The following is a 12637-nucleotide window of genomic DNA, read 5'->3' on the forward strand; positions in this document are numbered from 1 at the left end:
TTAAGCGATCAGCTAAACTATCATAATTTCCTTTCGCTTCATTCAGAATGTTAATGATCGTACCACCAGGATCTATGTTTTCCAGTAATTCACGATTATCTTCTAACCACTGCTCCCAGTCACTTTTCCCCTGATTCATGTAATCTTTGAATTTTCTTAGCAAATCCTCAAAGGTCCACACGTAACCAGAATCCCGTAACTGACTTCTAGATATTCCAGAAATAACCCGATAAGTAAAATCCTGCGTGCTAAATTGTTCACTCCAAGTACCATCGCCGTTGAGTGATCGAAAACTGAAATGTGCAGTGTTTTCACCACCCCATTGCCAGTCAGGCTCACTTAACGTATAGACAAGCCTTGCTTGTGATGGACTATATTCTTGTACTTTTTGTTCAACAGGTTGATTTTCGCCAAATTTTGTTGTGTTAATAAAAAATGGCACTAGGCCATCGAATGTTTTTAGTTTTCCATGTTCCACTACTTCAACAACGAATTTTTGAGTTAAAACATCCCCTTGCCGAATCCGAACCAAATTTATTCCGTTATTTGCTTCTGTGGTGGATAGGACCATTTTATGTTGCGTTTCTGCCACGACTATCCCTCCTTTAGAAATTGATATAGTCTCTTGCATTATGGAAATGGCCAGAAGAAGATGGATAAAATTCATCCATAAATTGGAAATGAAGATGTTCTCCAGTTGATGGTCCCGTTGTCCCCATCAGTCCAATTTGCTGACCAGCAGTTACTTTTTGACCTTTTGAGACATCCACACGGCTTTGATGTGCATAACCTGTATACATTCCATCAGCATGTTTGATTACTGTCCAGTTTCCATACCAGTCATAATAGTTCGCATCTCCTGCAACGATCACTTCGCCATCTGCTGAAGCAAATATAGGTGTATTAGGGTTTCCATTTACAAGATCAATACCGTTATGAAACTCTTGTGCTTCTGTGATTGGAGAAGTGCGCCAGCCAAATTCGCTCGTCACTTTGATTGGATCTGCAATTGGTTTTATATATCCTTTTGATGCAGGAATTTCCAAATCTTTAAATTTGTCATACCATTCTTGTGCCCATGTCGTCCGTTCTGGATGTGGATCACGTGGACGTTCAAAGTTAGCCACGAATGCTTGTGCTGCTGTGTTGATATCGGTCAGATTCATGAATTGTGTCCATGTATAAGGATAAGCGCTAGTTGCAATCCATTGACCATTTGGCGCATGCCACATCAACAATTTAAACTGCGCCGCGATCGTGTCTGGATCATCACTGATGCCAGCCTTTGTCATTAAATTGATCATGTAAACACGTCCGCTAGTTGCGCCAGAAGAATCGGTCCATTGCCATACACCATAACCGAACCCTGGTGCGCCATTGCCCTCATTGGCGGTTGGATTAGCATCTGATTCTCCTTGTGCATTTCCAAGTAAGGCTGCAGCAGCTTGTTTAGTAAAGCCAGCACCTATTGCCATTGCCCAAATCTGCCAATATCGTTTATCCCGATCAGTAGTTACTTCTGGTGGATATTGTCCATTCCAACCATTGTCGTTTCCTCCGCCACTGTTTCCACCACCGTTAGTATCAATTTTCACACCATTTACATAAAGCTCCTTGACATCTAGCCGACCATCCACGGTTATATTTCCTTTTGAAAATTTACCATCACCGTAAAAATTATATTTGCGTTTATCAGCAGTAACATCTGCAGGAATTTGAAAAACGGGATTCCCTAAATCTCCACCGTTCCCAGCATTAATGGAAAAAATATAGTTCGGTTCCTTCCATACAGCAAAGCCGTTAATCCCTTTAGAACCATAAGTAGATACAATTGAACCTAGGCGTTCTCCATGTACATCATCTAAGCCAGTAGAGTTGACTTTTTTTTCAAAGGAAAGTTCTCCTCCTTCTGCCACTAATTGGAAATCTTTATCATCTAACGTCTTTAAAGCTACCCCTTGTACGAGAATACCCGAAAGAATTCCCGCTTGAATAAAATTAGCATTGAAGGTTCCATCCAACGTCCAAGCAGTTGTACTATCGCCGTTGTGTACATCTTGAATTGTTTTCCATTCACCTTTTTTACATTGTTTGAAAGATATTCCTGAGTTATTTTGAACCATAAAGAAACGCGACTCAGGAATGTTAGGTCCATTCATATAAACAGTTTCATAGATTTCTCTACTATCACTAACACCAGCTTCAATTCCGTTTACCCAATAAATAGAACCACCATTATCTCCTGCGCCTCGCATAATGTCATCTTGATATTTTCCAATCTCTGTCGATTCGTAAAATGTCATTTTGCTAGATTCTAAACTATTAATATTATTGACAATAGAAGCCGTTTGTTTTCTAACATCTTGTGTTAAATTATCCCCTAATTCGATATTCGTTTGACCGGTAAGCCGATTGAATGTAGTTTTATAAATACGAGTTTTATAGTGATAACCTTTATCGTATCTGTGAATAGTCACTGTATTTCCTATCACATCTCCTCCAGTGACTTCAGCTTTGAATTGTACTAACGGTCTAGCAGAATCGATTAAGGTTGAATAAGTATTTTTAAGTAATTCTGTTGGATCATCTATATCATCAAACACTACTACGGTTTCTCGTTTTCTCATTGATCCATCTTTTTGTGGTATCCCATACTTTTGAGTTGCTTCCGGATCTTCAAGCCAATTTTGGCCTTTAGGCTTATCTAAAGGATCACCATTCGACTTTTTCCATTCAACATCAGTGAATTCAATTCTTCTACCGTATCCGTCACCAACCTCTTCGCCTCGCCCACGACCTATCATTGAAGTTGAGATTGAGCTTCTATCTATCTCTCTTACAACTGTTAATGCTTTACTACCATATACAAAACGTGTATTCGATTCTTCACCAATTTGTTCATATACTTCGATCCATTTATCCTTTATTCCATCAGAATTCAAAGAACACCTAAAGACAAATTCCATGCCTAAGGTTTGCAATTCTTTCAACGCTTCTTTTACAGAGACATAGTAAAAAGTTGCAGTTACTGCTGGTAACATTGCTTCTACGTGACCAACGCGCCAATTTCCTTCAGTAAATTCAATCAATCGATCAAGAACATTTTTTAAGGGCTGCCCACTCGGCCTAATATCTTTGATGATGTAAGCATCTAATTCATTTGTCGCAAATCCTAACCCTGTAAACTCTAATGTTTCAGATGGGTCGCTAACTTTAGTAATTCGATATAATGAAAAAGACGACTCGTTTTCACGAATCGCCATATATCTTGCATCCTCTATTTCTTTATCATATTTTGTCGTAACGTAAAGAGTATCTTTCATTAGATCGCTCTTATCAGAACTAATTTCTTTTTCTTGGGAGACTTCAATCAAACTTCTTGTATTTTTCCTTTTAATAAGTTTTTGCAAGTGATCAAAGAAATAAACTGTCTCACTCAAATTGTCGCCCCCCTATAGAATATTGTAAGGTTTCCATTATTGCTAGTTATCTTCTGACCTTGTTTGAGATAAAAGTTCTCAAAATCACTTTCTAAATCAATAATAGAAGTACAATCTTCTCCGTTTACAGTTAGTTGCTCATCGGAGAAATCAAAAACCAACACGTCTCCTGTTTTTATTGCTGCATCAGTAATCGTGATATTTTGTTCTCCGTTTGTAATTTTGATTGAATTATTCATAGATAAAGTAACTTCAATTTTTCTTGGTGTTATAGGAAACTGTATCGGATTTCCAATATAACCATCACTAACACATTCTTTCGTATACTTTAGTGGGTCCGCACAGAATACATTAAAACTTGAAATAATAGAGTTGGAGTCTCCTGGAACAGTATCAGTTGATGTATAGCGACCGTAGTAATAAAAATCTAATTCATCATGAAACCTAATTTCCACGTCTTCATTCCGGTATAAATAATTCAACAGCTCTTTGAATTTAAACTGTAGTTTTTCTGGATCTCTGTCTTCCAACTTGTATGTTATTTTTAGTGTTCTTGAAGGTATTTTCTGATTTGTAATGATTGAACCAATTTGTATCTCTTGCTGTTCAACTTCTACAGAAAGCATTTCTCTACCTTCCACCGTAAGTGTTTGATACCCCTCAATCAAATCTTCTAAATACATTCCATCGTACATCATGGCAGACGTCGGAAGGAATCGTTTAGAACTATTGAGATTAATGGTTGTATCTTTGAATGAGTACATTTTATTTTCTCGTTGATCCAAAATATTCCCTCCTAAAATTCCAGATTAATATCTGCACCTTCGCCCATAGCTTGTGAAATATCGTCTACAAACAATCTAAATGATTGTCTTCCAAGATTGAATTTAAATACAGCTGGTTTAGTAGAGCCGCCCATATTTACTTTATGTTCAACTTGTGCACCAATGTTTTTATTTGCATTTTTCAGATTTGCAGCTATATCTACATCAGAATTTGTATTGAAAAGTTCCGCGATAAATTCTGCCATACTTCCAACAGTATTCTGTACATCATTGAATCCTACTGTCAGTCCTTTATTCAGACCGTTCATAATAGCCTGACCAGCTGGAATCAATAGCTTTCTATCATATTGGATAGGTCCTTTATGTTCACGAATCCAATCACCAATACCTCCAACAAAATCTTGCACAGATTTCCATGCATTTTGTAACCCTTCTAGAAAACTATTCATGATGGCTTTTCCGGCTGCTAGTAAATCGATATTTTTCAAGTTATCAAACCAGCCAGTTACTCTATCAACCGTATCACTAACAGCATTTACTAAATTATCCCACGCTTCTTGAGCGCCATTTACTAAATTGTTGAAAGTATCTATAGTGCCTTGTTTTAGGTTTTCCCATCCATGAATGATATTATCCTTAGTTCCAATAACTAGATTAATAAACCAAGCTTTGAAAGAATTCCATAAATCCTTCGCTCCTTGAATCATATTATTAAACAGATCGATTGTCCCTTGTTTCAGGTTATTCCATCCCTGTTTAATACTATTTACAATATTATTAGTTGTCTCTTTGATCCATGTAGTAAAAGAATTCCACACATCTTTGATAGTAGTAGCTAACACATTCCAGATATTTATAACAGTATCCTTTAAGGAGGTGTAATAACCAACAACTATATCTACAAACGTTGTGATAATGTTTTCGATATTTGTAGTTAATGTAGTCCACAGCATTGAAGCATCTTCTTTTAACTGATTAAAATTACCTGTTATCAAATCAATTAAAAGTAGAATTGGACCCATTACAGCAGTTTTTATAATTCCCCATGCAGAACTTGCGATTGATCCAATTTGAGTCCATAGGTTCGTAAAGAAATCAATCATTGGCTGAAAAACATTTTTTATTGCAGTAACGTATGGCGAAAGTATGTTTAAGACACCTTCCCAAGCTTCGCTAGCTGATTCCTTGATACCTTTCCAAATATTTGAAAAGAATTCTTTAGTCTCAGACCATTTGCTAACAATCCAGTCTGCTGCTTTCCCAGGAGCTTCTTGAATGGTAGTCCAAACATTATCTGCGCCTTCTTTAATGGATTTCCATAAATTGTTAAACCATTCTCCTATAGATTTCCACGTGTTCTGAATCCATTCTACTGCCGAGCTTACAGCAGACTTGATTTCCTCCCATAAGCCAATCCAAAAGTTTCTAAAATCTTCACTCGTATTCCAAAGATAGATGAAACCTGCAACTAGTAGTGCTACCGCAGCTATAACCAATCCAACTGGACTGGTAAGAAAACCTATAGCGGAACCTAATTTCTTGAACAGAGAGATACCGTCACCTAATACACCTAACCCCACTTTCATGGTTTGAAACGCTTTAACCAGCATTCCTAATGCATACAATACTGGACCAATTGCAATAGCGATTGCTCCTATGGCAACCACTAATTTTTGAGTTGATTCTGGAGCACTCACAAATTTCTCTACTAATCCAGAAATAGCATCTGCTACTTTTCTCATGGATGGGGCTAAAATCTTTTGAATTACTATTGCAGCAGATTCCAATGCTCCCATCATTTGTTCAATAGATGAATTAGCATTATCCTGCATCGTTCTTGCCATTTCGTCAGCTGCACCATCTGAGTTTTGGAGACTCTTAGTTAACGAATCAAGTTTTTCTGGACCAGCATCAATTAAAGCTAACATCCCACTTAAGGCGTTTGTACCGAAAATAGTTGCCAGTGCAGAGTTCCGTTGATCATCTCCCAGACCTTTTGTTTTCTCACGTAACTCTGTAATAATTTCACTCAAACTCTTCATTGATCCATCATGATTATTAATAGCAATGCCCAATTCTTGGAACTTGTTGTACATTGCTTCTGTTGGATTCATTAAACGAGTTAACGCACCACGCAAAGTAGTTCCGGCCTGTTCACCTTTGATACCTGCATTTGACATAATACCAATAGCTGCTGCTGTTGATTCAAAGCTCCAACCAGCCGTGTGTGCTGCTGTACCTGCATATTTCAAGGCATAACCCATATCATTACATTCAGCGTTTGTATCTGCAGCCGCTCTTGCAAATACATCTGCCACATGTCCTGCATCACTAGCGTCTATTTCGAATTGTCTTAGTGCACTAGCGGCATTCTCTGAAGCCATAGCGACATCGCCGCCAGATACGGCAGCTAAATCCAACAGACCTGGCATGGCTTGCATGATTTCTTGTGCGTTAAATCCAGCTGAAGCAAGATTCTCCATGCCGGCAGCCGATTCTTTTGCGCTAAAAGCAGTTTTTGCTCCTAGATCAATCGCTTGCTGTTTCATCTGTTCGAATGTGTCGCCAGTTGCTCCTGATATAGCTTTTACACGACTCATTTGTGCTTCAAAGTCACCACCAACTTTAGCAGCTGCTACGCCTACTCCTATAAGAGGTGTGGTAATATACTTTGTCATTGCAGCACCAGTACCTTGCATCACTTTACCAACAGCGGTTGTCATACTATTTGAATTCTTTTCAAAAGTTTTAACAGCATCTTGTGCATCTTTAAAAGTCTTTACAAATCCACTGTCTGTGGCTTTTAATAAAGCTTCAACAGAAAATTGTTCCATGATTTCCCTCCTTTCCTCAAGAGTTAGCTTTAGTTAGTAAGCTTTGGAATTTTTTATCTTGTTTTGAAAGTTCGGAAACTCCCATGATTGAATCTTCGATTTTTTGATAATTGAAGAATTCTTCAAAGGATCGATATACAGGAACTGTCTTTTTGCCTACTTTTTTCTCCGCTTGGACTTGCTGATTTGCCCACGCTAATTCGTGAATCAACTTTTCTTTGTCAAGCCAAGATAACTGGGCTGCAGTCATACGAATGTTGTATTCATATAAAGTCATTCTTTCAATATCTGAGATATTGGTCATTCCCAAATATCGAAAAGAATTGATAAAAATTTGTTCGTATGCAAGTGCAGAATCTATTCCGCTTGTTGTTTTTCCGCTTCTTTCAATTTCTGATTCAGGTTTTGGACCGCTAACTTTCCCGCATTCGACTCCGCCAATTCTTTTAGGACTTCATCAAACAATTTTTCGATGTCTTTAACTTCATCGATGTAATCATCCATTTCATCCAATGTGATAGTTTCATCTTCTGTTCTATTTGCTATTTCTAAGATTCGTGACAACGTATTGACATTATAAGAACGTAATTCCGGTAAGACTTTTGCTGAGAGTCCCATTCCGAATTCCATATTTCCATCGATGAAAGGCATCACTTTGTCTAATTCACGTACAAATTTAGTGCCAAATTTAAACGAATATTCTTTACCTTTAATTTTTAATTTCAATATTTTTCATCCTCCTAAAATAAAAAAGAGATCATCTAAGACCCCTTATGCTCCTGTTGAAGTTGCTTTTACGGTATCTTTGAATGTATATTGAACGACAGCAGCTTGATCTTCTGTCAAGGTTGCATAACCATCTTGACCAATACCATTTACTGCAAATGATAGACTTAATTCAACGTTATCCTCTGCAGCAGCCGATGGAGTAAATTCAGACACATATGCTTGATAATAAGTAGCTTTGTATTTATTTGCATTATCATCTGTTCCCTGTTCTGCTTTGTTGATTTCCCAAATTTCAATAATATCGCCATTTAATAAGGCTTGTTTCATTTCATCTACATGAGGATCCCCTTTAGCAACTATTGAAGTAGCCGAAAAATCATATTCAACCGGACTCAAACTTTGAACGTTTCCGTCTTTTGTCACTGTAGAGTCTGAATCTCTTGATAAACCATTTTCGTGTTCTGTTTGAAATGCCATTTTCCAAGCAGCTTCCTGAGTTTCTTTTTTCAATAAGCGATAAAGCAAAATGACATCAATACCTTTTAATGCTTCCATATTCTTCCTCCTATCTAATTATGAATTCAAGCGTGATCAATGCTCTTTTTAACGGTGTGTTTGTCGTTGTATCATCCATCACTTGAATTCCACTTGCTTGATAATTCAAAGCCCAATAATAGCCTTCTGTGGCTTCTATTAATCTAGCTTCATTAAAAAGAGCAGATGCCATGTCGGACACCTGCTTTCTCTTCTTCTGTAATCCCCAAATGGATAGAACTACAATCACAGATCCCTTGATATCAGTTTTATTTGCTTCATGAGTAGTTTGAGTATTCTCAATTTCTACAAAAGGATAGCCAACATCATCTAAAGGTTTGTAATCGTATGTTTTATATCCAAGTTTGTCTTGGGATATTTTAAAAAGTTCATCAAAAATTGATTGATCTCTTGTTTTAATCATCATTTCACCAAGGCTTTCATTTCAGCCATAAATTTGACTTTTTGATAATTAAAAGCTGGTCTAACATAAGGCTTGGCCGACATAAAACGAGTTCCATATTCTACATAAGGAGCATAGTCTGCCGTCGGTCCTACAATACCAGTTAAACCAGCTTCTAAAAGACTCATGTTTATGGATCTTCGTAAATAACCTGTATCCACTGGCGCACCTTTTTGCATTCGTTCAGTCATTTCAGCAGTATTACTTTTCACGACTTTTTGAACGTCATTAAGCGTTGCTGCTTTTTTCAGATGTCGCATCAGCTGATCGATTCCTTTATATTCAAGTTGTGCCTTCATTAAGAACCACCTCTTGCACAATTAAACTATTTCTATATGCTGGATTTCTAGCTGTTGTTTGTTGCCAAGTCTTTCCTTCAATCTCGATATAGTCAAATGTAGGGATAGAAAAAAGAGGCTGCGTCCTAATGACCTTCGCCCCTTCTTCTACACTACCAAAAATAGTCACACTTCTATCAGTGCCAATATCTGTCACGTTTGCCTCTGTTCTTGTTCTTTCTGGTTTGCCTTCAACCCACTCACCGAGATCTGGATCATATTTAGAGTCAGATGAACGTTTAACAAATATAATTTCATCTGTAAATCTCATATAAATTTAAACCTCCCTCGCTTTGGCTTGTATAACTCTTCCTGATCTTTACGCTTAAATTCGTCAATCTCATTTTGATACTCTGAAAAATCCGAATCAGGAAAAGCCATAGATAAACCTTCTTGAGAATATGACTGCATACCTTCTTGACCAATTCTATTGAATCTTTTCAACGATACTTCATATACAACTGTTTCAAATTCTTTAGGAACTTCTTGCGTATTTAACAAGGCTTTCATGCGCTCATTCGTTCTTCGCTCAATAACTTCAAGCTTTTCATCTATTGTTCCTTTAAGAAGTTTTTTAATATCATCTGAAATCGTCATATTTTTACTTCCTAACTAGCAGGTTGCCCTGTCACATTAATTGAAGTAGTGAATTCTCCAGAAGTAAATGTGAATGTTGCTGATCCTTCTGCTACAATCGTTCCATTAAAATTACCATTTTCATTTTTGGTCACTGTTGCAATAGCTCCATCACTTGAAGTTGCTGTAGTAGCTGCAACAACAGTAGCTGCATCGCTAGCATCTGTAGCCACAGCTGAAATAGTAAATGTTTTAGTATCGCCTACTTTACCAGTCCATGTCTTTTGATTTGGCACAATACCGGTAGCAGGCGTTACGCTTTTGGGGAAATCTTCCCAAAAGCTTCATCTTTTACAATCATAAATCCAACATCCATTGTTGCACGCAAAGCAATTAGTTCTTGCTCAAACAAGTTAACTGGGGTTCCATCTTCATTAGTTAAAGTAGACAATTGAGCTTCTTCAGAAATCTTAAATGAAATATTATATGGGATTCCATAAAACATGTAGTTGAAGTCTCCAGCGTAAAGAGTCCCTTTATCTAAAGACTTAAGGTCTACTACTGGTAATCCGTCAATTGTATTAGCAGAACGATCATAAATGAACTCAACATTTGACCCGACTGTTTGAGCTGCAGAACGTAATTCTGTACGATTTTTTCGGTTTGAAATAAACGCATTAGGTTCAAATTCATTTTCTGCTAACTTGTCTTCTAAGGCTAGGATATTATCATAAGTCAATCCACCTTCAACCACATTCCCCGTACTAATAACTGATTCGTCTAATGACTGAGGAAATGGATTTTCTTTATTTAATAAGGCAGCTGCATCAAATTTTTTATAAAAAGCTTCAGCAATTTTCGGTTGCATCTCCTCGAAGAAATCTGATAATTTATAGTTTAAGTATTCACGAGAAACCGGAAGAATGACACCGAGTTTTTTTGCAGTCATCGTAGCTTGCATCCATTTAGGTTTAGATGTTTTAATTTTTTCACCTTCACCCACCCAGTATGCGCCTGGTCCTTCTGCAAAGTATTCAAATTTCTTTTCTTTGTCAGTCATTTCTTCATATTTTGCTAACTGCATGATCTTAGAGTTTTCCATAATTTCACTCAAAATGAGCGTATTATATTTATCAGGAATTTTCCCTTCTTTTGTTTCATAAACCATGACATTGTCTGGATCCCATGTTTGAGCAAACATTTGCAAGTTCATTGGTAAAAGTTGTTTCTTTTTCATTAAGTTTTCCTCCTATTTTATAATTCGATTTTTAGCAGCTAGTTTAGCTACGTTTTCTTTAGTATTTTTAGATGCTGTAAATTGTCCACCTTCATTTGGTGGTGTTTGTCTTGCGTTTTCTTTCTTAATCAAAGAAGCAAAGTTAGTGATGACTGCTATAGCTTGTTTTGTGGCATCTGCATCATCAGAAACAATCAGCCCAAGTAAATCATCATCGTGTGGTAAATTTGCATCTGTCAGCATTTTAGAAGCTTCTTTCGTCATTTCAGATAATGCCTTCCCACGCTTTAATTCAGCGATTTCAGCTTCTTTTTGTTTCAACTCATGCTGTAGTTTTTCTTCCGCATTCATTTTTGCCAGCTTTTTAGCTTCTTCTTTTTTTACTTCTAGTTCTTTTTCCCACGCTGCTTTTGCTTTATTCGTCTCAGCAGCGATCATTTTCGCTACTTCATCACGAGAAAATGTTTTACCAGTCCCTTGATCACCTTCACTGTTCGCGTGATGTTGGCCATCGCCTTGTGCTTGTTGCCCTTGTTGTGAGTTAGTCGACGCTCCTCCGCTAGCACCATCACCACCGTCTCCGCCTTCAGCAAATAGTTGTAAATTCATTTTCAAAAAGAACGTTGGCATTAATAAACGTTTTTTCATGATTTATCCTCCACGGTTACGCCGTTACCCGATAATTTAACTAGTTACGCCAGTCAGTCGGAACAGCTTTCTCTTTAACGCCTGTAAGCAGTAAGAAGGCACAATAAAAAGCCGTTAATTTGCATTAACGACTTGATATTCGTTCTATATATGGCGCTGTACTGCATCGACAAAATGGATGCATGTTAGGAGCGTTACTTCCTGGCTGCATATCGGCAACATCAAAAACTTGATTATTTAACGGTATACATAGCTTGCACGCCGTTGGTTCTGCTATATAGATGTACTGGGTAACGCCTGCATCTCTGTAACTTCGTTCTTGTATTCCTACCTGAACTCTAGTCGTTTCAGTCACCATCAAACGTTGAGTGTTAAACTTAGTGTTTTCTCGTCCTTCAGTTGTTAAATATTCTGCCAATTTAGATGCAAGTTGCTTGGGATTTTTCCCCATTGTTATACTTCTGACTAACAACCTACCTAATTCTGATTTTAATTCAGATTGGTACATCCATAAGCGATCACTAAAGGTCACATCATCACTTAAAAACGAACTTCTTATTATCTGTTCTATAAACTTTGCATACCGATTTGATGGAATTGTCATTTCTAAAATACCTGCTTGACGTTTTAACTCTTCTAGTCCAGCTTTTGTTAATTCGTTTGAAAAATACTTATCCAGTTCATCGAACAAAGATATCAATTCGAGTCCAATGTTAGCTTTTAACAGTTCCAGTCGATTGACACGCATCGTAAGATTGTATAGCTTTAATTCTTGGTTTGCTGTAAGAGAAAAATCTTTCTCTTTGACATATTTCTTTGCTTTGCGAGCGAATGCTTTGACATCCATCTCACTAGCACGCTTCATCGCTTCGCTACGAGTTATTTTCTGCCCATTTGAAAAACTATCCCACTGTGCGTCTATTTCTTTTTGTATCGCATCTTGTGCATATTGCATGCGACTTTTAATTTCTGCCATGCGCTTTTTATCATCTTTAATTTGTTGCTTTTGCCATTCTTTTTCCCGTTTGATCCAATATTCTTGGGAGTTCATTT

The 12637-nt window shown here is 37.3% G+C and carries 15 protein-coding genes; all 15 read right to left on the minus strand.

All coding sequences use genetic code 11. The features are described 5' to 3' along the window. A partial coding sequence (locus tag AB3H90_RS05270) for a BppU family phage baseplate upper protein (protein WP_368016313.1) occupies positions 1-631 on the minus strand: 631 nt, incomplete at its 3' end. Continuing rightward, positions 606-3440 (minus strand): phage tail spike protein, encoded by a 2835-nt coding sequence (locus AB3H90_RS05275; protein ID WP_368016314.1) that lies wholly within the window; start codon positions 3438-3440, stop codon positions 606-608. The genes AB3H90_RS05275 and AB3H90_RS05270, both read right to left, overlap by 26 nt. Beyond that, positions 3437-4225: a distal tail protein Dit gene (locus AB3H90_RS05280; RefSeq protein ID WP_286335836.1), complete on the minus strand. Its 789-nt coding sequence runs from the start codon at positions 4223-4225 to the stop codon at positions 3437-3439. The genes AB3H90_RS05275 and AB3H90_RS05280 overlap by 4 nt, the downstream gene beginning before the upstream one ends. 11 nt (positions 4226-4236) lie before the next feature. Then, the gene (locus AB3H90_RS05285) at positions 4237-7059 is read right to left on the minus strand and encodes a phage tail tape measure protein (protein ID WP_368016315.1); all 2823 of its coding nucleotides are present in this window, start codon (positions 7057-7059) and stop codon (positions 4237-4239) included. Between the two features lie 16 nt (positions 7060-7075). Further along, entirely contained in the window at positions 7076-7363 is a 288-nt protein-coding gene (locus AB3H90_RS05290) for a hypothetical protein (RefSeq protein ID WP_002318903.1), read from the minus strand. Between the two features lie 53 nt (positions 7364-7416). Next, on the minus strand, positions 7417-7785 hold the full coding sequence (locus AB3H90_RS05295) for a tail assembly chaperone (RefSeq protein WP_081115375.1): 369 nt from the start codon (positions 7783-7785) through the stop codon (positions 7417-7419). Positions 7786-7830: 45 nt separating this feature from the next. Continuing rightward, a complete protein-coding gene (locus AB3H90_RS05300; RefSeq protein ID WP_081115374.1) occupies positions 7831-8343 on the minus strand; it encodes a phage major tail protein, TP901-1 family in 513 nt (170 codons plus the stop codon). A gap of 10 nt (positions 8344-8353) precedes the next feature. Continuing rightward, on the minus strand, positions 8354-8746 hold the full coding sequence (locus AB3H90_RS05305) for a phage capsid protein (protein ID WP_081115373.1): 393 nt from the start codon (positions 8744-8746) through the stop codon (positions 8354-8356). Beyond that, a complete protein-coding gene (locus tag AB3H90_RS05310; RefSeq protein ID WP_088762536.1) occupies positions 8746-9084 on the minus strand; it encodes an HK97-gp10 family putative phage morphogenesis protein in 339 nt (112 codons plus the stop codon). Before AB3H90_RS05310 ends, AB3H90_RS05305 begins: the two co-directional genes overlap by 1 nt. Then, on the minus strand, positions 9068-9394 hold the full coding sequence (locus AB3H90_RS05315; RefSeq protein WP_286335834.1) for a hypothetical protein: 327 nt from the start codon (positions 9392-9394) through the stop codon (positions 9068-9070). The genes AB3H90_RS05310 and AB3H90_RS05315 overlap by 17 nt, the downstream gene beginning before the upstream one ends. Next, positions 9391-9720 carry a phage head-tail connector protein gene (locus AB3H90_RS05320; RefSeq protein ID WP_081115371.1) on the minus strand — a complete coding sequence of 110 codons (330 nt, stop codon included), beginning with the start codon at positions 9718-9720 and terminating at the stop codon, positions 9391-9393. The genes AB3H90_RS05315 and AB3H90_RS05320 overlap by 4 nt, the downstream gene beginning before the upstream one ends. Before the next feature lie 11 nt (positions 9721-9731). After that, on the minus strand, positions 9732-9995 hold the full coding sequence (locus tag AB3H90_RS05325) for a hypothetical protein (protein ID WP_081115370.1): 264 nt from the start codon (positions 9993-9995) through the stop codon (positions 9732-9734). A 17-nt stretch (positions 9996-10012) separates the two neighbouring features. Continuing rightward, a complete protein-coding gene (locus AB3H90_RS05330; RefSeq protein WP_088762477.1) occupies positions 10013-10936 on the minus strand; it encodes a phage major capsid protein in 924 nt (307 codons plus the stop codon). A gap of 12 nt (positions 10937-10948) precedes the next feature. Continuing rightward, on the minus strand, positions 10949-11584 hold the full coding sequence (locus tag AB3H90_RS05335) for a DUF4355 domain-containing protein (RefSeq protein WP_368016316.1): 636 nt from the start codon (positions 11582-11584) through the stop codon (positions 10949-10951). A 124-nt stretch (positions 11585-11708) separates the two neighbouring features. Then, entirely contained in the window at positions 11709-12635 is a 927-nt protein-coding gene (locus tag AB3H90_RS05340; protein ID WP_368016317.1) for a minor capsid protein, read from the minus strand. Positions 12636-12637: the final 2 nt, after the last annotated feature.

Origin of the sequence: Enterococcus sp. C63 (assembly GCF_040887215.1) — a bacterium.
In the GTDB taxonomy this organism is placed as follows: domain Bacteria; phylum Bacillota; class Bacilli; order Lactobacillales; family Enterococcaceae; genus Enterococcus_B; species Enterococcus_B hirae.

Coding starts and splice junctions, on each gene's coding strand:
- AB3H90_RS05285 (WP_368016315.1), bottom strand. CDS start 7,059: ATGGAACAATTTTCTGTTGAAGCTTTATTAAAAGCCACAGACAGTGGA.
- AB3H90_RS05290 (WP_002318903.1), bottom strand. CDS start 7,363: ATGACCAATATCTCAGATATTGAAAGAATGACTTTATATGAATACAAC.
- AB3H90_RS05300 (WP_081115374.1), bottom strand. CDS start 8,343: ATGGAAGCATTAAAAGGTATTGATGTCATTTTGCTTTATCGCTTATTG.
- AB3H90_RS05305 (WP_081115373.1), bottom strand. CDS start 8,746: ATGATTAAAACAAGAGATCAATCAATTTTTGATGAACTTTTTAAAATA.
- AB3H90_RS05310 (WP_088762536.1), bottom strand. CDS start 9,084: ATGAAGGCACAACTTGAATATAAAGGAATCGATCAGCTGATGCGACAT.
- AB3H90_RS05315 (WP_286335834.1), bottom strand. CDS start 9,394: ATGAGATTTACAGATGAAATTATATTTGTTAAACGTTCATCTGACTCT.
- AB3H90_RS05320 (WP_081115371.1), bottom strand. CDS start 9,720: ATGACGATTTCAGATGATATTAAAAAACTTCTTAAAGGAACAATAGAT.
- AB3H90_RS05330 (WP_088762477.1), bottom strand. CDS start 10,936: ATGAAAAAGAAACAACTTTTACCAATGAACTTGCAAATGTTTGCTCAA.
- AB3H90_RS05335 (WP_368016316.1), bottom strand. CDS start 11,584: ATGAAAAAACGTTTATTAATGCCAACGTTCTTTTTGAAAATGAATTTA.
- AB3H90_RS05340 (WP_368016317.1), bottom strand. CDS start 12,635: ATGAACTCCCAAGAATATTGGATCAAACGGGAAAAAGAATGGCAAAAG.